The organism is Pseudomonas sp. MF5691 (assembly GCF_016405645.1).
In the GTDB taxonomy this organism is placed as follows: domain Bacteria; phylum Pseudomonadota; class Gammaproteobacteria; order Pseudomonadales; family Pseudomonadaceae; genus Aquipseudomonas; species Aquipseudomonas shahriarae.
Window position 1 is genome coordinate 224,703 of sequence record NZ_JAEKDC010000001.1, and the last position, 21,103, is coordinate 245,805.

General features: G+C 62.5%; 19 protein-coding genes and 1 tRNA gene. 13 read left to right on the forward strand and 7 right to left on the reverse strand.

Annotated elements, in window-relative coordinates; all coding sequences use genetic code 11:
* Positions 1 to 41: 41 nt before the first annotated feature.
* Positions 42 to 257 (forward strand): hypothetical protein, encoded by a 216-nt coding sequence (locus JFT44_RS01100; protein WP_057441062.1) that lies wholly within the window; start codon positions 42 to 44, stop codon positions 255 to 257.
* Here the strand turns inward: JFT44_RS01100 and yacG are convergent.
* Genes yacG through JFT44_RS01120 form a run of 4 tightly spaced genes read right to left on the reverse strand, consistent with a single transcriptional unit; the run spans position 254 to position 3,175 of the window.
* Positions 254 to 457 carry a DNA gyrase inhibitor YacG gene (gene yacG, locus JFT44_RS01105; RefSeq protein ID WP_198830287.1) on the reverse strand — a complete coding sequence of 68 codons (204 nt, stop codon included), beginning with the start codon at positions 455 to 457 and terminating at the stop codon, positions 254 to 256. The two genes, JFT44_RS01100 and yacG, sit on opposite strands and share 4 nt — an antisense overlap.
* Positions 454 to 1,077 carry a dephospho-CoA kinase gene (gene coaE / locus JFT44_RS01110; RefSeq protein ID WP_198830288.1) on the reverse strand — a complete coding sequence of 208 codons (624 nt, stop codon included), beginning with the start codon at positions 1,075 to 1,077 and terminating at the stop codon, positions 454 to 456. Before coaE ends, yacG begins: the two co-directional genes overlap by 4 nt.
* The gene (locus JFT44_RS01115; RefSeq protein WP_120734166.1) at positions 1,074 to 1,946 is read right to left on the reverse strand and encodes an A24 family peptidase; all 873 of its coding nucleotides are present in this window, start codon (positions 1,944 to 1,946) and stop codon (positions 1,074 to 1,076) included. Before JFT44_RS01115 ends, coaE begins: the two co-directional genes overlap by 4 nt.
* 2 nt (positions 1,947 to 1,948) lie before the next feature.
* Positions 1,949 to 3,175: a type II secretion system F family protein gene (locus tag JFT44_RS01120; RefSeq protein WP_057958403.1), complete on the reverse strand. Its 1,227-nt coding sequence runs from the start codon at positions 3,173 to 3,175 to the stop codon at positions 1,949 to 1,951.
* A gap of 202 nt (positions 3,176 to 3,377) precedes the next feature.
* Between JFT44_RS01120 and JFT44_RS01125 the strand changes: the two genes are divergently transcribed.
* The 4 genes from JFT44_RS01125 (at position 3,378) to JFT44_RS01140 (ending at position 5,828) form a co-directional block, all read left to right on the forward strand.
* Complete coding sequence (locus JFT44_RS01125; RefSeq protein ID WP_198830327.1) at positions 3,378 to 3,788, forward strand: pilin; 411 nt, start codon at positions 3,378 to 3,380, stop codon at positions 3,786 to 3,788.
* Between the two features lie 78 nt (positions 3,789 to 3,866).
* The gene (locus JFT44_RS01130; protein ID WP_198830289.1) at positions 3,867 to 5,273 is read left to right on the forward strand and encodes an O-antigen ligase; all 1,407 of its coding nucleotides are present in this window, start codon (positions 3,867 to 3,869) and stop codon (positions 5,271 to 5,273) included.
* 39 nt (positions 5,274 to 5,312) lie between these two features.
* A tRNA-Thr gene (locus JFT44_RS01135) sits at positions 5,313 to 5,385 on the forward strand.
* A 137-nt stretch (positions 5,386 to 5,522) separates the two neighbouring features.
* Complete coding sequence (locus tag JFT44_RS01140) at positions 5,523 to 5,828, forward strand: DUF6388 family protein (RefSeq protein WP_057444407.1); 306 nt, start codon at positions 5,523 to 5,525, stop codon at positions 5,826 to 5,828.
* 66 nt (positions 5,829 to 5,894) lie between these two features.
* Here the strand turns inward: JFT44_RS01140 and nadC are convergent, their stop codons facing one another.
* Entirely contained in the window at positions 5,895 to 6,743 is an 849-nt protein-coding gene (nadC, locus tag JFT44_RS01145) for a carboxylating nicotinate-nucleotide diphosphorylase (protein ID WP_057958406.1), read from the reverse strand.
* Positions 6,744 to 7,011: 268 nt separating this feature from the next.
* On the opposite strand from nadC, the gene JFT44_RS01150 reads away from it, so the two are divergent.
* The 5 genes from JFT44_RS01150 (at position 7,012) to JFT44_RS01170 (ending at position 13,514) form a co-directional block, all read left to right on the forward strand.
* Positions 7,012 to 9,171 carry a DUF1631 domain-containing protein gene (locus JFT44_RS01150; RefSeq protein WP_198830290.1) on the forward strand — a complete coding sequence of 720 codons (2,160 nt, stop codon included), beginning with the start codon at positions 7,012 to 7,014 and terminating at the stop codon, positions 9,169 to 9,171.
* A gap of 62 nt (positions 9,172 to 9,233) precedes the next feature.
* The gene (ampD, locus tag JFT44_RS01155; protein ID WP_128592790.1) at positions 9,234 to 9,797 is read left to right on the forward strand and encodes a 1,6-anhydro-N-acetylmuramyl-L-alanine amidase AmpD; all 564 of its coding nucleotides are present in this window, start codon (positions 9,234 to 9,236) and stop codon (positions 9,795 to 9,797) included.
* Positions 9,794 to 10,630, forward strand: a complete 837-nt coding sequence (gene ampE, locus JFT44_RS01160) for a regulatory signaling modulator protein AmpE (RefSeq protein ID WP_198830291.1) — start codon at positions 9,794 to 9,796, stop codon at positions 10,628 to 10,630. Before ampD ends, ampE begins: the two co-directional genes overlap by 4 nt.
* A gap of 1,611 nt (positions 10,631 to 12,241) precedes the next feature.
* The gene (locus JFT44_RS29015; RefSeq protein WP_374066962.1) at positions 12,242 to 12,946 is read left to right on the forward strand and encodes a methyl-accepting chemotaxis protein; all 705 of its coding nucleotides are present in this window, start codon (positions 12,242 to 12,244) and stop codon (positions 12,944 to 12,946) included.
* A gap of 127 nt (positions 12,947 to 13,073) precedes the next feature.
* Positions 13,074 to 13,514, forward strand: a complete 441-nt coding sequence (locus tag JFT44_RS01170) for a hypothetical protein (RefSeq protein WP_057958408.1) — start codon at positions 13,074 to 13,076, stop codon at positions 13,512 to 13,514.
* Here the strand turns inward: JFT44_RS01170 and JFT44_RS01175 are convergent.
* Positions 13,434 to 14,237, reverse strand: coding sequence for a TatD family hydrolase (locus JFT44_RS01175; RefSeq protein WP_057958409.1), 804 nt, complete (start codon positions 14,235 to 14,237; stop codon positions 13,434 to 13,436). The genes JFT44_RS01170 and JFT44_RS01175 overlap by 81 nt on opposite strands.
* 2 nt (positions 14,238 to 14,239) lie before the next feature.
* Positions 14,240 to 15,235, reverse strand: a complete 996-nt coding sequence (cra, locus tag JFT44_RS01180) for a catabolite repressor/activator (RefSeq protein WP_120734161.1) — start codon at positions 15,233 to 15,235, stop codon at positions 14,240 to 14,242.
* 283 nt (positions 15,236 to 15,518) lie between these two features.
* Here cra and ptsP point away from each other — a divergent pair, with 283 nt between their 5' ends.
* Genes ptsP through JFT44_RS01195 form a run of 3 tightly spaced genes read left to right on the forward strand, consistent with a single transcriptional unit; the run spans position 15,519 to position 21,025 of the window.
* Entirely contained in the window at positions 15,519 to 18,377 is a 2,859-nt protein-coding gene (ptsP, locus tag JFT44_RS01185; RefSeq protein ID WP_169959779.1) for a phosphoenolpyruvate--protein phosphotransferase, read from the forward strand.
* Positions 18,378 to 19,319 (forward strand): 1-phosphofructokinase, encoded by a 942-nt coding sequence (gene pfkB, locus JFT44_RS01190; RefSeq protein WP_057958412.1) that lies wholly within the window; start codon positions 18,378 to 18,380, stop codon positions 19,317 to 19,319. It abuts the gene before it with no gap.
* An 11-nt stretch (positions 19,320 to 19,330) separates the two neighbouring features.
* Positions 19,331 to 21,025, forward strand: coding sequence for a PTS fructose-like transporter subunit IIB (locus JFT44_RS01195; protein WP_057958413.1), 1,695 nt, complete (start codon positions 19,331 to 19,333; stop codon positions 21,023 to 21,025).
* Positions 21,026 to 21,103 lie beyond the last annotated feature (78 nt).

Here is a 21,103-nt window from a genome sequence, read left to right on the forward strand (position 1 = left end):
AAAGTGGTCGCATGCTCTGCGAAACTTCCAGGAGCACGATCATGAGTGTGTACGAGTGGGCACGGCAGGAGTTGCGCAGAAGCCAGGACGCAGCGCAGGAAATCGGTTTTGACCCGGGTCTGAGCCTGCGCGCCTTGCTCAGCGCGGTGGTGCAGCAGAGCAAAGGCGTGCGCAGTGCCGAAGACCTGGCCGACGAGTTGCAATTTCTCGCGGAAAACCTCGACGACCAGCAGGATTACGGCTTTATGCGGCCTTAGTGGGCGCGCGGTGGCAGGTTTTCGGAGAACAATTCGTCTTCGGCGTCCGGGCTGACCGGAATCTTGTGTTCTTCCGCAGCCCAGGCGCCCAGGTCGATCAGTTTGCAGCGATCCGAGCAGAATGGCCGGTTGAGGTTGGTCGCTTTCCATTCCACGGGGGCGCCGCAGGTTGGGCATTCGACGGTCAAGGGTTGGCTCATGTTCGGCCTCCACGCAAAGTAAGGTAAAAGTGGTGCAGTCGCTCGACCTCGGCCTTTAGCCAGGTCAGGTCCTGATCATTGACCAGTACATCGTCGGCTTGGCGCAAACGGTCTTCCCGTGAGGCCTGGACCTTGAGGATCGCCTGCACCTGTTCTTCGCTGATGCCATCGCGCAGCAGGGTACGCTGAATCTGCGTTGCTTGCGGCACATCGATCACCAGGATGCGCTGGGTCATGGTGTGCTGGCCCGACTCGATCAACAACGGCGACACCAGGATCGCATAGGGTGAGCGGGCGCGGGCCAGATGGCTACGGATCTCGTCGGCAATCAACGGATGCAGCAGGGCCTCAAGCCACAGGCGTTCTTGCGGCGCCTCGAAAATGCGCTTGCGCAAGGCTGCGCGATCCAGTTGGCCATCGGGCAGCAGGATCTCGCCGCCGAAGTGCTCGGCAATCTTCGCCAGCGCCGGGCGGCCGGGTTCCACCACCCAGCGCGAGGCATGGTCGGCGTCGATAAGGTCCACGCCAAGGTCGATAAAGTGCTGGGCCGCAGCGCTTTTACCGCTGCCGATGCCGCCCGTCAGGCCAAGAATCCAGGGTGTTGCGACAGAAGTGGTCATCTGAAACCGACAGACTGCAAATAGAAGTCGGTTATTTGACCACCCCAGAGCAATGCAATCCAGCCGGCAATCGCCAGATAGGGACCAAAAGGCAAGGGCACTGACGTCTGCGCGTTGCGTATGCGCAAGACAATCACCCCTGCGATCGCCCCCACCAGCGATGCCAGCAACAGCGTCAGCGGCAGGATCTGCCAACCGCCCCAGGCACCGAGCAGGGCCAGCAGCTTGAAGTCGCCATAGCCCATGCCGTCCTTGCCGGTGCACAACTTGAACAGCCAGAACACCGACCACAGGCTCAGGTAACCGGCAACCGCGCCCAGCAGGGCATCGGGCAGGGTCGTGTACAACTCGAAATAATTGAGGATCAACCCCAGCCACAGCAGTGGCAGCACCAGCACATCCGGCAGCAGTTGGTGATCGGCGTCGATCAGGCTCATGGCTAGCAAGCCCCAGCTCAAGAACAGCACGCCAGCGGCTGGCCAGCCGAAGCCGTAATGCCAGGCAATAAATGCCGAAAGCAGCCCGCACGCCAGTTCGGTCAGCGGGTAGCGTGGGCTGATGGAGCCGTGGCACTGCGCGCAGCGCCCCCTCAGCAGCAAGTAGCTGAGCACCGGGATGTTTTGCCACGGGCGAATCGGCTGTGAGCAGTGCGGGCAGCAGGAGTTGGGGTGCAACAGGTTATAGGTCGGGCCGCCGGGTTCCGGGGGCAGGCCGAGTATTTCATGGGCCTGGGCGCGCCAGTCGCGCTCGAGCATTTTTGGCAGGCGCCAGACCAGCACGTTGAGGAAGCTGCCGACGATCAGCCCCAGCACCAGTGAAGCCCAGACGAACAGCCAGGGATGGAGGGTCAGGAGGAGGTCCAGGGTCATGTTCAAAACGCCGTGCCGAGCTGGAAGATCGGCAGGTACATGGCGATCACCAGCGCCCCGACAATGCTGCCGAGCACCACCATGATCAGCGGTTCCATCAGGCTGGTCAGGTTGTCCACCAGGTTGTCGACGTCCGTTTCATAATGGTCGGCGACCTTCTCCAGCATGCTGTCCAGTGCGCCCGATTCTTCGCCGATGGCTGTCATCTGGATCGCCATGCCAGGGAACAGGCCGCTGGCGGTCATAGTTCGATTCAATTGCATTCCTATTGCTACGTCCTGGCGCATACGCGTGACTGCTTGTTTGAAGCGTTCGTTGCCGGCGGCTCCCGCCACTGAATCCAACGCCTGTGCCAGCGGTACGCCGGCGGCAAAGGTGGTGGCGAGGGTGCGAGCGTAGCGGGCGACAGCGGTTTTTTTCAGCAGTGTGCCTGCCAATGGCACTTTCAACAAACCAGCGTCCAGCCACAGACGAAAACCACTGTGTCGACGATAGCTGCGACGTATGCCCCAAGTAGTCGCCGCCACGGCCAGCAACAGCATCCACCACGCGCTTTGCATGAATTCGGACAGCACAATAACCAGCAGGGTAAAGCGCGGCAGCGGCGTGTCGATGCCGGCGAACAGGCTTTCGAACTGGGGCACGACGTGGATCAGCAAGATACTGCTGACCAGGGTGGCCACGAGCAGGACCACCAGTGGATAGGTCATGGCTTTCTTGATCCGGGCCTTGAGGCGTTGGCTTTTTTCCAGGTGGGTGGCGACCCGCTCCAGCAGGGTTTCCAGGGTGCCGGCCTGTTCGCCGGCCGCGATCAGGCTGCAATACAGGGCGTTGAAGCACTGCGGTTGTTTCAATAACGCGCCGGTCAGGCTGTTGCCGGCGGCAATCTCCTGCTTCAATCCCTGGACCATTGTGCGCATGGCCCGGTTTTCAAAGCCTTCGCCGATCATGTCGAAGGCTTGCAGCAGGGGGATTCCCGCCTTCAGCAGGGTCGCCAGTTGGCGGGTGAACAGCGCAACATCGGCTGGGGTGATGGGGTTGCGCAGGCCAGACAGGAGGCTGGAGCGCATCTGGACCCGAACCGGATTGATCCCTTGCCGGCGCAATTGGGCCTTGATCACGGCCGGGCTATGCCCGCGGGTTTCGCCGGACACCTTGCGGCCATTGCGCAGGGTGCCTTCCCAGGCGTAGGTGGCGGTGGGGGCCGGGTTTACGGTGACATCATTCATGGGGTGCTACGGCTCATCGACAGGTGACGATTTACAGCTTAGTCGGGGCTGTGTGTCCGTCAGGCGATTGGGCAAGGGAAAAATGTCAGATTGTGCGTCTTGTGAGGGCCTGGCCCGGCGCGGATGAGTACACTGGCGCGGTTGTTGAGGGCAGGGCGCAGGAGGTGCCTTGCGATGGGTTTTATTCTGGAGAGTGAATGTGATGCGTCAGAACGGCTTTACTTTGATCGAGCTGTTGATCGTCGTGGCGATCATCGGCATCTTGGCCACGATTGGCCTGCCCATGTATACCAAGCACCAGGCCAAGGCCAAGTTCACTGCGGGGTTGGCGGAAGTCTCGGCGTTGAAGGCGGGCTTCGAAGACACCTTCAACCAGGGCACGGCACCCACGCTGGCGCTGATCGGCGGCACCAGCCCGACCGCCAATTGCGTGATCAGCGTGGCGGGCGATGTGGCTGCGGGGACGGGTTCGATTGCCTGTGAGATCCTCGATGCGCCTGCGCCTGTCCAGGGCAGGCTCATTACCCTGGCGCGCAGTGCCAGTGACGGTTGGAAGTGCACCACCAACGCTGACGAGCAGTACGTTGCAAAGGGTTGCACGGCTGGCAACTGAGCCCGGGCCACCTAAATCAGTGATGGGGGCCTGGCGTGACGGGCTCCCAGGCACTTCACAGGGAAGTAAGGGGTGCCCATGACGTTATCCGTGCAACAGCGAGGAAGCGTGTTTTTGGTGATGGCGCTGAGCCTTTTGCTGCTGGGCATCACCCTGTCCTTCAGTGGTCATGACTGGCAGCGTGTGCTGCAGGTCGGCGTGGCGGTGTGTGCGTTGCTCTATGGCCTGGCGACTCCCGCCGGGCGCCTGGTCGACAGACCCACCGCTATCGGCCTGGGGCTGGTGTTCGGCCTGGGCCTGATCTCTTCGTTGTTGGCCCACCAGCCTCTCTGGGCGCTGACCGAGTGGGCGCTGATGATCACCTGCGGGGTGATTGCCGCAGCTTTTGCCCGCTTGCGACGCAATGGCGATCAAACCCTGGATCAGGTACTGATCCTGTTTGTGTTGCTGCTGTGCCTGATCAAGAGCCTGCAATATGGGTACGCGGGCGTCCTGGCGTTTACCAGTGGCGAACCGACACTGGACACCGACCTGCTGCTTTCCGGGTTCTCCAACAAGCGCTTCTACGGCCAGTTCCAGACGTTTACCTTGCCCTTGCTGGCGTTGCCGCTGCTGCTCACGGGCACCTCGCGGTTGGCGCGTGGGCTGGTGTTCGCCCTGTTGTGTGCATGGTGGTTGATTGCAATCAGTGGCGGCACCCGTGGCACCTGGCTGGGCTTCGGCGTTGCGGCACTGGTCCTGGCTTTTCTGGGGGCGGCGGGGCGTCGCTGGTTGACCTGGCAGCTGGCTGCGCTGTGTGGCGGGCTGGTTTTATACGGGTTGTTGTTCACGGTGTTGGCGCCTTACCTGGGGCTGGAAATTGCCAGTCTTTCCAATGACCGCCTTACCACCAGCCTTTCGGGTCGTGAAGTGATCTGGTGGCAAGCCTGGGACATGATCCGCGAACGGCCGTGGCTCGGTTTCGGGCCGATGCACTTTGCCGATATCCCCAACCCGATTGCTGCCCATCCGCACCAGGCAATCCTGCAGTGGGCCAGTGAGTGGGGTGTGCCCTCGGCCCTGTGCGTCGCGTTGCTGGCGCTGCGCGGCGGCTGGGCCACACTGAGGGTCATTCATCGGCAAGGGCCGTCAGGTGCACCGCAAGACCTGCTGCGCCTGTGTCTATTCGCCGCGCTGCTGGGCGCGACGGTGCAGGCGATGGTCGACGGGATTATCGTGATGCCCTATTCGCAACTGTGGTTGGCGCTAGTGGTGGGTTGGTTGATGGCATTGCATCCGTGGCGCACGCCGGTTGTCGAGCCGATGCCGCTGTTGCGCGGGGCCTGGCAGGTGTCGGCTGTGCTGTCGGTGGCGTTGCTGGTATTTGTCGTGTACCGCGACCTGCCAGGCGCGACGGAACGCAGCCAGCACTACATCACTATCACCAAAAGACTTCTGCAGCCGCGCTTCTGGGTCCAGGGAGTCATTGCGCCGCACATTCGGTAAGTTGCCGGGCGCCCATTGCAGTGCTAGCTTTAGCCCACCGCCCGTGTAGCTCAGTTGGTAGAGCAGCGCACTCGTAACGCGAAGGTCGCAGGTTCGATTCCTGTCTCGGGCAAAAAGGCACCACAGTTTTCAGATGATCCCAGAATGGTTCTGAAGGCCAGACGAACCGGTATTCGTGCCCGTTCTTTTGTATCTGCGCAACCTTGATGACCCAGATGCATCCCCATTCCTTCGATCTAAGAGAACGACATGACCACGACAGAAATGACCCAGGAAGTGCGGCACGCAGAAGCCCTCAAGAAATACCTCGAGGAGTCGGCGCAGCTTAAGGAAGAGATCAAGGACCTGAGCGCTGATGATCAGCGCGACCAGATCCAGTGGGCATTCGAGGACGAGGCCGAGAGCCAGGGCTTCCAGCCTTGGGAACTGACCCTCAAGTACACCTGCACAGCGGAAGAATTCGAAGCTGCGCGCCTGGCCCTGCACAAAGAGGCGGCCGAGGTGCTGGGTGTCGAGTGGGAAGAGTATTGCGAGATGAACAATCTGGTGGTTTAGAAGCTACGGCAGGTTTCAAGCTGCAAGTGTCGCCACGCGCCCTTGCAGCTTGAAGTTTGCAGCGACTCAGATACTGAGCCGCATCGACAGATCCACCGCCTTCACATCCTTGGTCATCGCGCCGATAGAGATGTAGTCCACGCCGGTCTCGGCAATGGGCAGCAAAGTGCTTTCGTTGATCCCGCCACTGGCTTCCAGCTTGGCCTTGCCGCCGTTCAGGCGCACGGCTTCGCGCATGTCGTCCAGGCTCAACTCATCCAGCATGATGATGTCGGCACCTGCCGCCAGGGCCTCGCGTAACTCTTCCAGGCTTTCCACTTCGACTTCCACCGGCTTGCCCGGGGCGATCTTGTGGGCGGCAGTAATGGCCTGTGCAATCCCCCCGCAGGCGGCGATATGGTTTTCCTTGATCAGGAACGCGTCATACAGACCGATGCGGTGATTGTGGCAACCGCCGCAGGTCACCGCATACTTTTGCGCCAGGCGCAGCCCCGGCAGAGTCTTGCGGGTGTCCAGCAGCTTGACCTGGGTGGTGGCGACAAAGTCCGCCAGGTACTGCGCGCGGGTGGCCACGCCTGACAACAGTTGCAGGAAATTCAGCGCGCTGCGTTCGCCGGTCAGCAATGAGCGGGCAGGACCTTCGAGGTGGAACAGCGCCTGGTTGGGGCTGACGCGTTCACCGTCGCGTACCTGCCAATGCACGGCAACCCGTGGGTCCAACTGGCGGAACACGGCATCGACCCAGGCGGTGCCACTGATAACCGCAGCATCACGGGTGATGATCGTGGCCTTGGCCAGGCGTTCGGCCGGGATCAGTTGCGCGGTGATATCGCCGCTGCCGATATCTTCCAGCAGTGCGCGGCGCACGTTGGCTTCGATTTCGGCGGTGAGGTCGGCGAGGCGTAGATTCGGCATAGCGGGCTCCACATACAAAGTGCCTCGATTATAGGGGCATGGCAGCGCCGAACCCAAGGTATGCCGGCATAACCTGGCTGATTACAAAGCCCGTACAGAGTTTGCTGGCGCTACAGGGTCTATTTGCAAGATAATCTCGCGCCTTGCAATTGGCGTCATAGCTTTGACGTCTCGGTGATCTACAAATAATCGTGGTAGCCGCCGGTATTCCATCGGTGGTTGTGGCGATCGTTCACAAAACCGAACCCCGTCGCTCCAGGAGGCCAGCATGCACAATGACGCAAAGGTGGTGCCGATCAACAGGATCGCCGCACAAGCGATGCCGTCGCCGCTCGCCCGCCTGCCTGTGATTGTGCTGCAGGTGCGTGACAAGGCCACGCAGCAACTCGACCGGGGGCTGCAGGAGTTGTTCGATAACGCCGACGACACTCTGTTCGAGATGGCCGACAAAGCCCGCAGCAGCGCCGACCACAATATTTTTTTTGAAGCCATGCGCGACCTGCGCCTCAAGCGCAAGAACTTCGAGCGCATGTTCATGGAACAGCTCTTCGACGCATTTGCCAACCTGGGGCAGGCCGGGCAAGGCGAGTTGCTGCTGCCGACGGTCTCCTACGAAGCAGCGCCCGGCGCGTGCGCCGATGACCTGGAAAAAGCCGTGGCCCTGGAGGCCATGCTCGACAAGGTCATGCACCGTGACGGCCTGGCCCTGGGGCAACTGACCGCCCGCCTCGGTGCGCTGCTGGGCAAGCACCTCGACGATCGGGAAAACCCCCTGGGCCCGGCGATGCTCTGCGAGTACTTCCTGCGGGCCGGGCGCAGCCTGGGGGTGGAGATCCGGGTCAAGCTGATCATTTTGAAACTGTTTGAAAAATACGTGCTCAGCGATGCCGACCTGCTGTACGGCGAGGCCAATCAGTTACTGGTGGCCACGGGTGTGCTGCCCGAGCTCAAGGCCGTACCCTCACGACGTCCCGGCGAACGTGCCAGCCGGGTCCGCCCGCCGGCGGAGGTAGCTCCGGCTGCCGACGCCCAGGCCGATGAGGGTGAGCAACAAGTGTTCGCGGCCCTGCAGGAACTGTTGCTGACAGTGCGCGGCAGCGTCGCCCCGACCTTGGAGGCCAGCGCCCAGGCCCAGCCTATTTCCACCCGCGACCTGCTGCGTCTGCTCTCCCACTTGCAGCAATATGTGCCAGACCCTGCGGTCGAGGACGATTTTGACCTGCGCCGCCAGTTGGAAGAACTGCTGACCCGGGTCAGCGTCAAGAGTGGCAAGTCGCGGGTGGTGGAGGATGCCGACGAGGACGTGATCAACCTGATCGCCATGTTGTTCGAGTTCATTCTCGACGACCGTACCTTGCCCGACTCCCTCAAGGCGTTGATTGCGCGCCTGCAGATTCCCATGTTGAAAGTGGCCGTGCTGGACAAGAGTTTTTTCAGCCGTGGCAGCCACCCGGCGCGGCGCCTGCTCAATGAAATCGGCACGGCCGCCTTGGGCTGGGGCAAGCGTGATGACTATCAGCGTGACAGTCTTTATTTGCGCATCGAGCAGGTGGTGCAGCGCCTGTTGAACGACTTTGTCGATGACCCGGCGATTTTCGCCGTACTTCTGCAGGAGTTCACCGCGTTTACCCAGGACGAGCGCCGCCGCAGTGAGCTGCTCGAACAGCGTACCCGCGACGCCGAAGAAGGGCGCGCCCGCACCGAACAGGCGCGGCAGCGGGTCGCCGATGCGGTGAATCAACGGTTGCGGGGCAAGGTCTTGCCGCACTTCGTGGTGCTGTTCCTGCAGCAGGCCTGGAGCCAGGTGTTGTTGCTCGAATGCCTCAAGCACGAGCAACCCTCGCCGCAGTGGCAGGCGCGGCTGCGGGTCATGGACGAATTGATCTGGAGTGTCGGCCTGAGTGAAGACACCGAAGCCGGCCGCCGCCTGCTGGAACAATTGCCCGCGTTGCTCAAGGCCCTGCGTGAGGGGCTGAGCGAGGCGGCGTTTGATTCCTTTGTGACCCGTGAGTTTTTTATCCAGTTGCAGGCCCTGCATACCCAGGCGTTCCAGGGGGCGGCGCTTCCCAATGTGACGCTGATCGAAGTGCGCGAAAACTCAGGCGCTGCGCCGCCGGTGGAGGCGGTCAGGCTGGCAGAGGACGATCCCGATCTGCTCAAGGTCCGGCAATTGCGCATCGGCAGTTGGGTCGAGTTCCGTGAAGATGAGGAAAACACCCTGCGCTGCAAGCTGACGGCGATCATTGCCCCGGCCAACAGCTATATATTTGTCAATCGCACTGGCCTCAAGGTCCTGGAAAAAACCTGCACGGAGCTGGCCCTGGAGTTCAAGCGTGGCGGGGTCCGCACCCTGGATGATGCACTGCTGTTCGACCGCGCGCTGGCGTCGGTGATTGGCAGCTTGCGCCAACTCAATCGCGCCAAGTGATCGCAACCACCCTGCGGATCACGGCATACTGAGCGCTCCCAAGTCGTGCGCAAGGAACCTGTATGCAGTTGGACCCCGCCAGCGGTTGGTGCCAGGGCATTGCCCATTGCCCGTCGCCCAACTTCAATGAACGCCCAGGCGGCGAGATTTCCCTGTTGGTGGTGCACAACATCAGCTTGCCACCGGCCCAGTTCGCCACGGGCAAAGTGCAGGCGTTTTTCCAGAATCGTCTGGATGTCACGGAACATCCCTACTTTGCAGGCATCGCTGACCTACGGGTATCCGCGCATTTTCTGATTGAGCGTGATGGTACGGTGACGCAATTTGTCTCCTGCCGGGACCGTGCCTGGCATGCTGGCGTCTCCTGTTTCGAGGGGCGCGAGACCTGCAATGACTTTTCCCTGGGGATCGAGCTTGAAGGGACCGACGACCAACCCTTTACCGACGCCCAGTACCATTCCCTGATCGAACTGAGTCGCCAATTGCTGGCCGCCTACCCGGGCATCACGCACCAGCGCATTTGCGGTCATAGTGACATCGCCCCAGGACGCAAGACCGATCCTGGACCGGCTTTTGATTGGGCGCGTTTTCGCGGCGCCTTGCAGGATGGAGGACATGCACAATGAGTTTCCTGGTGTTGGTGCTGGCAGTGTGGATCGAGAAGTTCTCGGCCTTGCGTCAGCGGGTACAGCGTGATGGCCGTTGGCTGCGCCAACTGGCGCGGCTTGAGTCGAGCGCGCGGCTGGGCAAACAACCCTGGCTGATCCTGGCGCTGCTGGTGTTGCTGCCGGTGGCATTGCTGGGGCTGTTACTGCTGGTCCTGGAGCCGCTGGCCTATGGTTTGCTGGCGCTGCCGGTGCACCTGTTGGTGGTGATCTACAGCCTGGGCCGCGGCGATTTGCTGGGCCAGTTGGGGCCGTTTCGCGATGCCTGGCGCCGGGGTGACTTGCAAGCCGCTGAACACGTTGCCGAACGTGACCTGGGCATTGGCGCCGACAGCGGCGAGCAACTGCTGGAGCGGGTCCAGGGCCATTTGCTGTGGCAGGCCTATCAGAGTTTTTTTGCGGTGATTTTCTGGTACTTCCTCCTCGGCCCGGTGGCGGCCCTGGCCTACCGCCTGTTGGCCCTGGCCAGTGAACACGGGCAGAACCCGCTGGTGGTCGAGCGCGCCGGGCAATTGCGCCATGCGTTCGACTGGTTGCCGGTGCGGTTGCTGGCGGCGAGCTTTGCCTTGGTCGGCAATTTTGTCGCGGTCAGCCGGGTAATGCTGCATGAACTGTTGAACTGGGATATCAGTGCGGCGCAGTTGGTGGAAAAGGTTGGCCTGGTGGCCGGCGAAATTCCTGCGCCGGTGGTCGGTGCCGAAGGGATCAACAGCCTGGATCGGTTGTGGGAACTGCTGCTGCGAGCGGCCGTGTTGTGGTACGCCGGGTTTGCGATCTGGACCGTCCTGCCCTGAAAAACACCTCTTGTGGGAGCGGGCTTGTGTGGGAGCGGGCTTGCCCGCGATGCGGTGTAGCAGTCAAAAAATCCGGTACTGACACACCGCTCCCACACAAGCCCGCTCCCACAAAGAGCCCGTAATGGCTTCAAAAATCGGTCGGCCGCCAGGCCCCGCCGATCGCGTTAACCTTAAGTTACAAAACTTCCCGCCGATTTAAGCTATACAGACAGCGCGCCCAATAGTGGCTTTCTGCCGCTGCCCTGCGCCTTCAATAAAAATAAAAGAAAAGGGAGTTCATCTGTGAAGAGCTTGCTCTATCCCGCCATCGCGCTGATGAATCGCCTGAGCTTCGGCATGAAGTTCAGCCTGATCAGTGTGTTGTTTTTCCTGCCCATGCTGGTGACCAACTATTACCTGGTCCGCGATTCCTGGCGTGAGTTCCAGGGCACGCAGGTTGAGTTGCAGAGCCTGGACCTGTTGGGCAGCAGCCTGATCCTGCGGCGCGACCTGGAAACCCTGAACAATCAGGTGCAGATCAACGCCACCCTTGGGCAGGCGGGCAAGGCGGGGGATATCGAAAGTCAAATCAGCGCTTTGGAGCAGCGCGTACTGGAGCGTCTGCAAGGTTTCCAGGCGATGACGACAGATCCCGAGCAGGTCGCGGTGTTCGAGGGCAAGCGCGATGAGATGATTGCGGCCTTCAAGGCCCAGCAAAGCGAGTCTTCACTGCTGAGCAAAAGTGCCTTGATCGGCAAGTTGCTGAACAAGGCGCAGATGTTCAGCCAGATCATTGCCAGCCAGTCGGGGTTGAGTCGTGATGTCCAGGGCGACGTGCGCCAACTCAGCGAACTGATTACCAGCGTCACTCCGCAAGTCACCCAGACCCTGGGCGAAGGCCGGGCCATGGGCGCATATTCCCTGGGCCAGGGCTTTCTCAACTCATCGTCCAGCACGCGTTTTGACGAACTGCTGCAGCAACTGGAAAAACTCCAGGCGGAATACGGTTTGAAAGTGCAGGACGCCCTGGGCTCCAGCAAGGCCGCCCATGGTTCACTGGATGCCTTGGCCCAAGCCAGCCAGGCCAGCCTCAAGCAGGGCAGCGAGCTGTTTGAAGAGCAGGTGGTGATGGCCGAAACCCTGGAGGCGCCGTGGCAGACCTTCTATGACGAAGTGACGGCCTTGATGGCCAAGACCTATCAACTGGACGACGCGACCCTGTCCTTCCTAGACCAGCAACTGCAGCAGCGCCTGGCCCAGAACCGTACGCACATGGTGCTGCTGGTCACAGCGCTGGCGGCGGTGTTCTTGTTGATTTTCTATCTGTACGGCGGCTTCTACGCCTCGACCCGCACCACCCTGCGCCACCTGGGGGCAATGATGGATAAGGTCGCTGCCGGGGACATGACTGTCAGCTTCAAGTCCCAGAGTCGCGATGAGCTGGGTGAATTGGGCGAAGTGTTCAATGGCACCGTGGCGAAAATCCACGACCTGATCGAGCGGGTAGGGCAGACCGTCCAGGAGGTCGAGCATCAGGCCGGACAAGTGGAGTCGGTGTCGGCGCGCAGCAATCAGGCGGTGTCGGGCCAGCGCAGCCAGATCGAGCAGGTGGCGACGGCCATGAACCAGATGTCGGCGACTGCCCATGAAGTGGCGCGCAGTGCCGCGGCGGCTGTCAGCAGTGCCCATAGCGTCAACGATGAAACCCTTAACGGGCGTGGCCTGGTGCAATCCCAACAGGGCAGCATCGCGCTACTGGCATCGGAGATCGACCAGTCAGTGCTGGTGATCAACCAACTGGCCATCGACAGTCAATCCATCAGCAGCGTGCTGGAAGTGATCAAGAGCATCGCCGAACAAACCAACCTGCTGGCCCTGAACGCGGCCATCGAGGCGGCGCGGGCGGGGGAGCAGGGGCGTGGGTTTGCCGTGGTGGCCGATGAGGTGCGTACCCTGGCCCGGCGCACCCAGCACTCCACCGAAGAAATCGAGCAGATGATCGCCAAGTTGCACCAAGGCGTCGGCGCGGCCGTGAAGGCCATGGGCAGCAGCCATAAAATGGCCAGCGGCACGGTCGGGCAGTCGGAACAGGTCCAGTTGGCCCTGGAAAATATCCTCGGTGCGGTGGGCATGATCGTCGATCAGAACCAGCAAATCGCGGCGGCGGTGGAGCAGCAGACGGCGGTGGCCCACGACATCGACCAGAATATCGTCGAGATCAATCGGGCTGGCGAGCATGCGGCCCAGGGCGCGCACCAGACCGAAGAGGCCAGCCGGCAATTGTCCTTGCAGGTGATTGAGTTGAAAAAGCTGATCGGTGCCTTCCGCGTGTAAGACTTGGTTGTAGGCTTTATCCCTTTGCTATGTGGTGCATGTCCTGTTTTCCCGCGTGAGCTTTTTTTGCGCTGGGATTGGGTGAGAATTTGTTTCACCCCATCCAGCGCTTCCGGGAGGCAGGGCCATGACCGCGACAACTCCAGGCGTGAAAGGGCATTGCGCCCATTGCGATATCACCTTTGTGCTCAAGCCCTGGCAGCTCAATGCCATTGCACTCAACGAGCCCTTTGATTGCCCGTATTGCCACAAAGTCCTGCTGCTCAATTGCCCCAGGCAACTGCGTCAGTTGAAGTCCCTGGACAACCTGGCCCTGCTGCGCCCGAGCATGCTGGTGCTGACCTGCGTGGCCTTGTTGGTGGCCCTGGTGGTCGAGTGGGTCGGCTTGATCAGCAAGATCGGGCAATTGAATGTGTCGCTGGTGGCGATCCTGATTCACTTCCTGACCCTGCGCCACGCCCGCCACCGGCACCGCATGACCCTGACGCTAGAGGCGGTCAACCCCGTCATCGACGGGCCAGTGGAACACTTCGCAGGCGTTGCGGGTGCTCGCTTTGGCCAGCGCTGAAGGGCTGATGCCCATCAGTTCGGCCAGGGCGCTGCAGATGGCCGGCAGGTGTTGCGGGCTATTGCGTTGGCCGGGGTACATGGCGGGCGCCATGTCCGGCGAGTCGGTTTCCAACACCACTGATTCCAGCGGCAGTTGGGCGATGACCTTGTGCATGCGCAGGGCCTGAGGCCAGGTTGGCGCGCCGCCCAGGCCCAGCTTGAACCCCAGCTTGATGTATTCGCGGGCTTCTTCGCGGCTGCCGGCGAAGGCATGGATGATCCCGCCCCGGGGCAGGCGAATGCGCTTGAGGGTGGCGATAACGGCCGCATGGCTGCGCCGCACATGCAGCAGCGCCGGCAACTGGAAGTCCACGGCCAACTGCAACTGGGCTTCAAACAGGGATTGCTGGCGTTCGCGGTCCAGGTGCGCCAGGAAGTAGTCCAGGCCGATTTCACCCACGGCGCAGAGTTGGCGATGGCCCTTGAGGCGGGTCAGCCAGTCGCCCAACTCGATCAGGTCTGCGGGGCGATGCTCATCCAGGTATACCGGGTGCAGGCCGAAGGCCCCGTGCAGGTCCGGGTCCTGTTGTGCCAGGTCCCATAGCCGTTGCCAATTGCGCTGGTACACCCCTAGCACCACCATGCGCCGCACGCCGAGCTGGCGACTGTGCCTGAGCACCTCGTCGCGATCAGCGTCGAAGTCCTCGAAGTCGAGGTGGGTGTGGCTGTCGACCAGCTCCATGTCTATATCTCGTGAATCCGCTGCTTGAAGGTCCGGCCAATGGCATGCACACCCGGCTGGTAGTGTTGCTCTTCAATCGCCGCGAGTGCCAGGCGCAGGGCCGTCTCGGCGATCAGCGCGTGCTGCTGGGCCATGGCGTTGACCGGCAGCGGCAGGAAGTCCAGCAACTGGGTGTCACCAAAAGTGCCCAGGCGCAGCGGCCGGGATTTGAGCGGGAAGTCATGCAGCGCGTCAAACACCCCTTGCAGCAGGACGTAGGAAGTCGTCACCAATGCATCGGGTAAATGCCCCAGGCGTTGCAGGAGTTCTTCCATCAACTGGCGACCGCAGTCGCGGCTGAAGGCTTCGCCGTGCTCGACCAGCACATCACCTTTGAAGTCTTCAAGCGCTTGCTGGAAACCCGCCGCGCGCTCCTGGCTGATGCTCAGCTCGGGGCGGGCACCGATCAGGACGATCTGCCGGGGCAGGGGTTGCAGCAGGCTGCTGGTCAATTGCTGGCAGGCCTGGCGGTCATCGCTGACCACCGAGCAGAACTGCTCGGCGTCCATCACCCGGTCGATGGCAATCACCGGCAGGCCCTTGGCTTGCAGCTCGCGATAGCTGTCATCGCTGGCGGGCAGGCAACTGGCGACGAACAGTGCATCGCAACGCCGCGCGCGGAACAGTTGCAGCAACTGGCGCTCGCTGTCGGCATCGTCATCGGAACTGGCGATCAGCAACTGATAGCCACGGGCCCGTGCGCCTTGTTCCAACAGCTTGGCGATCCGTGCATAACTGGGGTTTTCCAGGTCCGGCAGGATAAAACCCAAGGTACGCGTGTGCCGGCTGCGCAAGCCGGCGGCCTGGGGGTTGGGGGTAAAGCCGTGCTCCTCGACCACCGCCCGCACCCGTTCCACGGTGGCGGTGCTGATCCGTTGCTGTGCGGCCTTGCCATTGATGACGTAGCTGGCGGTGGTCACGGACACACCGGCTAAGCGTGCAATATCACTGAGTTTCAAACCGGGATTTCCTTGTTTTTTAGAGCTTGCCCCGACATTTTGTCCAATCGTAACCGATTCCTGCACGCGACCATTGTCGCAACTCAAGCGCCGAGCGGTGCTTCAAGGATGCAGAATTACCCAGTAATCTGCCATAAAATCTAGATTAAACGTTTCAGCAGGCGTATTTTTACGATGATCGCTGCTGAGCGCCTACTGCCAATTGACCACTCAGTCAGTTATTTTTGCACGGTTTAATCAAAACAATACCTAGTGCGCACCCCGCACTAACTAGGAGAAAGGCATGCTTGAGCTCACCGTAGAGCAGATATCCATGGGCCAGGTGGCTGTGGATAAGTCTGCTGCCTTGCAACTGCTCGCCGAAAAACTGGTGGCCGATGGCCTGGTCGCCGAGGGTTACCTGAGCGGCCTGCAAGCCCGTGAAGCGCAAGGCTCGACCTTCCTTGGCCAAGGTATTGCGATCCCCCACGGCACTCCCGAAACCCGCGACCAGGTATTCGCCACCGGCGTGCGCCTGCTGCAATTTCCCCAAGGCGTGGATTGGGGCGATGGCCAGATCGTCTACCTGGCGATTGGCATCGCGGCCAAATCCGATGAACACCTGCGCCTGCTGCAACTGCTGACCCGCGCCCTCGGTGAAACCGACCTGGGCCAGGCGCTGTGCCGCGCCACCTCGGCCGACGCCTTGCTCAAACTGCTGCAGGGTGCGCCCCAGGAACTGGCGCTGGATGCACAGATGATCGGCCTGGGCGTGTCCGCCGACGATTTTGAAGAACTGGTGTGGCGCGGCGCGCGCCTGTTGCGCCAGGCCGATTGCGTGAGCAATGGCTTTGCTGCCGTGTTGCAGCAAGTCGATGCATTACCCCTGGGTGATGGCCTGTGGTGGCTGCACAGTGAACAAACGGTCAAGCGCCCGGGCCTGGCCTTTGTCACCCCGGACAAACCCATGCGCTACTTGGGCCAGCCATTGAGCGGCCTGTTCTGCCTGGCCAGCCTCGGTGAGGCCCACCAGGCCCTGCTTGAGCGCCTGTGCGCCTTGCTGATTGAAGGGCGCGGCCAGGAACTGGGGCGTGCCACCAGCAGCCGGGCGGTCCTCGAAGTACTGGGTGGCGAACTGCCCGCCGATTGGCCCAGCGCACGCATTGCCCTGGCCAATGCCCACGGCCTGCATGCGCGGCCGGCCAAGGCACTGGCGCAACTGGCGAAGGGCTTCGACGGCGAGATCCGCGTGCGAATCGTCGACGGGCAGGGCGGCGCAGTGTCGGTCAAGAGCTTGAGTAAGCTGCTCAGCCTCGGCGCCCGCCGTGGTCAGGTGCTGGAGTTTGTCGCCGAGCCGGCGATTGCCGACGATGCGCTGCCGGCGTTGTTGGCGGCTGTGCAAGCGGGGCTTGGTGAAGACGTCGAGCCGCTGCCGGCCGTCAGCGCACGGGTTGAAGTCATCGAGGCCGAACCACCGCTCAGTGCGCCACTCTCCGGCAGCCTGATTCAGGCAATCCCTGCGGCACCGGGGATCGCCATCGGTCCGGCCCATATCCAAGTGTTGCAGCCTTTCGATTATCCACTGCGGGGCGAGTCGGCCAGCGCCGAGCGCGAGCGCCTATCCGCTGCGCTGCGTGATGTGCGCCACGATATCCAGGGCTTGATCGAGCGCAGCACGTCCAAGGCGATCCGCGAGATTTTCATCACCCACCAGGAAATGCTCGACGACCCGGAACTGACCGACGAAGTCGACACCCGCCTCAAGCAAGGCGAAAGCGCCGAAGCGGCGTGGATGAGCGTGATCGAAGCGGCCGCCAAACAGCAGGAGTCCTTGCAGGACGCGTTGCTCGCCGAACGCGCCGCCGACCTTCGGGATATCGGCCGGCGGGTGCTGGCGCAACTGTGTGGCATCGACACCCCGCAGGAGCCCGACGAACCTTACATTCTGGTGATGGATGAGGTCGGCCCGTCGGATGTGGCGCGCCTCGACCCGACGCGCGTGGCGGGGATCCTCACCGCACGCGGTGGTGCCACCGCACACAGTGCCATCGTCGCCCGCGCCCTGGGGATTCCCGCATTGGTTGGCGCGGGGCCGGCGGTCTTGCTGCTGGCCTCGGGCACGCCACTGTTGCTCGACGGCCAGCGTGGGCGCCTGCATGTGGATGCCGATGCCGGCACCTTGCAGCGCGCCACGCAGGAGCGCGACACCCGCGAACAACGCCTGCAGGCCGCCGCCGCCCAGCGCCATGAACCGGCCATGACCCGTGATGGGCATGCCGTGGAAGTGTTCGCCAATATCGGCGAAAGCGCAGGAGTGGCGGCGGCGGTCGAGCAGGGCGCCGAAGGCATTGGCCTGCTGCGTACCGAACTGATTTTCATGGCCCATTCCCAGGCCCCGGACGAAGCCACCCAGGAAGCCGAATACCGCCGGGTGCTCGACGGCCTGGCTGGGCGACCGCTGGTGGTGCGCACCCTGGATGTGGGCGGTGATAAACCCCTGCCTTACTGGCCGATTGCCAAAGAAGAAAACCCGTTCCTGGGTGTGCGCGGCATCCGCCTGACCCTGCAACGCCCGCAGATCATGGAAACCCAACTGCGTGCGCTGTTGCGTTCGGCGGACGGTCGCCCGCTGCGCATCATGTTTCCCATGGTCGGCAGCGTCGATGAGTGGCGCCAGGCCCGGGACATGACCGAGCGCCTGCGCGAGCAGATCCCGGTAGCGGACCTGCAACTGGGGATCATGATCGAAGTGCCTTCGGCGGCCTTGCTGGCGCCAGTACTGGCCAAGGAAGTGGACTTTTTCAGCATTGGCACCAATGACCTGACCCAGTACACCCTGGCCATCGACCGTGGGCATCCCACCCTGTCGGCCCAGGCTGACGGGCTGCACCCGGCGGTGCTGCAACTGATCGACATCACCGTGCGCGCCGCCCATGCCCATGGCAAATGGGTCGGGGTGTGCGGTGAGCTGGCGGCCGACCCGCTGGCCGTGCCGGTGCTGGTCGGCCTTGGCGTCGACGAGTTGAGCGTGTCGGCCCGCAGCATTCCCGAGGTCAAGGCCCGTGTCCGTGAATTCACCCTGAGCGAGGCCCAGACTCTCGCACAAAACGCCTTGGCCGTGGGCTCTCCCGCGCAAGTGCGCGCCCTTGTGGAGGCTGTGTAAATGGCAAGGATTCTAAGCCTGACGCTGAACCCGGCGTTGGACCTGACCGTACAACTGGCGCGCCTGGAGCCAGGGGCGGTCAATCGTAGCCAGGCCATGCTGACCCATGCGGCGGGCAAGGGCGTGAATGTCGCCCAGGTGTTGGCGGACCTTGGCCATCAAGTGACGGTTGGCGGATTCCTGGGGGCAGACAATCCCCAGGCGTTCGACGCGTTGATTGCCCGTCGGGGTTTTGTCGATGCGTTTATTCGTGTGCCGGGGGAAACCCGCAGCAATATTAAAATCGCTGAGCACGACGGCCGGGTGACCGATATCAACGCCCCGGGGCCACAGGTCAGCGCGCAGGCGCAAGAGGCGATGCTTGAGCAGTTGACGCGGATTGCCCCCGGCCATGATGTGGTGGTGGTCGCTGGCAGTCTGCCCCGTGGGGTCAGCCCGCAGTGGCTGTACGCCTTGTTGCAGCACCTGAAAACCCTGGGTCTCAAAGTCGCCCTGGACACCAGCGGCGAGGCTTTGCGTGCCGGGTTGCAGGCCGCTCCCTGGTTGATCAAGCCCAACACCGAAGAACTGGCCGATGCGCTGGATTGCCCAGCCGACACGCCTGCTCAACAGGCCCAGGCGGCCAAGCGCCTGCATGCGCAAGGTGTGGAGCATGTGGTGGTGTCCCAGGGTGCCGAGGGGGTCAATTGGTTCACTGCAAACGGCGCGTTCCATGCCACGCCGCCCCGCGTCACCGTCGCCAGTACGGTGGGCGCGGGTGACTCGTTGCTGGCCGGCATGCTCCACGGTCTGCTGGTACAGGACAGCGCACATACGACCCTGGCGCGGGCCACGGCCATCGCCGCCATGGCCGTCACACAGATCGGTTTCGGCATCAGCGATGACGCGCACCTGGCGCGCCTCGAAAGCGGCGTGCAAGTACGCCCGCTGACAGAACAATAAGAGGGTTTGTCATGAAGTTAGCCATTGTTACCGCCTGCCCCAACGGCATGGTCACCAGTGTGCTGTGCGCCCGCTTGCTGGACGCCGCCGCACAACGCCAGGGCTGGAGCACCAGCGTGGAAGTGGTGGACGTGAACCACCCCGAGCGCGCCCTTTCCCAGGCCACCCTCGACGCGGCCGAATGGGTGTTGCTGGTCGCCAGTACGCCCGTGGACATGCAGCGCTTTGTCGGCAAGCGCGTGTACCAGAGCACTCCGGCCCAGGCGTTACAGGACGTTGAAGCGGTGCTGCAACGGGGCGCGCAAGAGGCCCAGTTGTACGTTGCCAGCACCACAGTGCCGACGGTAAAAAACGTGCCGCGCATTGTCGCCATCACCGCCTGCCCCACCGGCGTGGCCCACACCTTTATGGCCGCCGAAGCGTTGCAGCAGGCCGCCAAGGCCAAGGGTTACGACCTGCAGGTAGAAACCCAGGGCTCGGTAGGCGCACGTACGCCCCTGAGCGAGCAAGCCATTCGCGACGCCGACGTGGTGCTGCTGGCCGCCGATATCGAAGTGGCCACCGAGCGCTTTGCCGGCAAGAAAATCTACCGCTGTGGCACTGGCATTGCGCTCAAGCAGTCCGCCGCGATCCTCGATAAAGCCCTGGCCGAAGGCCAGCAGGAAAGCGCCGCCAGCGGTACGACGGCCAAACCAGAGAAAACCGGGGTCTACAAACACCTGCTGACCGGCGTGTCATTCATGTTGCCGATGGTCGTGGCCGGGGGCTTGTTGATTGCCCTGTCCTTCGTCTTCGGTATTCACGCCTACGAAGAGCCCGGCACCCTGGCGGCGGCCCTCAAAGCGGTCGGCGACCATGCCTTCACCCTGATGGTGCCGCTGCTCGCCGGCTACATCGCCTATTCGATTGCCGACCGTCCGGGCCTCGCGCCGGGGATGATCGGCGGCCTGTTGGCCAGCACCCTGGGCGCAGGTTTTATCGGCGGGATCTTTGCCGGGTTCCTCGCCGGCTACAGCGTCAAGCTGATTACCCGCGCGGTGCCATTGCCGCAGAGCCTGGAGTCGCTCAAGCCGATCCTGATCATCCCGTTGCTGGCGAGCCTGATCACCGGCCTGGCGATGATCTACCTGATCGGCCCGCCGGTGGCGCAGATGCTAGTGGGCCTGACGGACTTCCTCAGCACCATGGGCACCACCAATGCGGTGCTGCTGGGCATCCTGCTGGGCGGGATGATGTGCGCCGACCTTGGCGGGCCGATCAACAAGGCGGCCTACGCGTTCTCCGTCGGCCTGCTGGCCTCCCAGAGCGGCGCACCGATGGCCGCCACCATGGCCGCGGGCATGGTGCCGCCGATTGGCATGGCAATCGCCACGTTCCTGGCCCGGCGCAAGTTCGCCCAGACCGAGCGCGAGGCCGGCAAGGCCGCGTTGATCCTGGGCATGTGCTTTATCTCCGAAGGCGCCATCCCGTTTGCCGCCAAGGACCCGCTACGGGTGATCCCGGCCAGCATCGCCGGCGGCGCATTGACCGGTGCCTTGTCGATGTACTTCGGCTGCAAGCTGATGGCACCCCACGGCGGGCTGTTTGTGATGCTGATCCCGAACACCATCAACCATGCGCTGTTGTACCTGTTGGCGATCGTCGCTGGCAGCGTGCTCACCGGCTTGGTGTATGCCGTGATCAAGCGCCCCGAGGCCGTCGCCTGAATGTAGGTGTCGGCGCCTGTCATCTGTGCTTCATCCGCCCATGCTTTAGTTTTCCTTTTGCTGTGCAGAGGGAAAGCC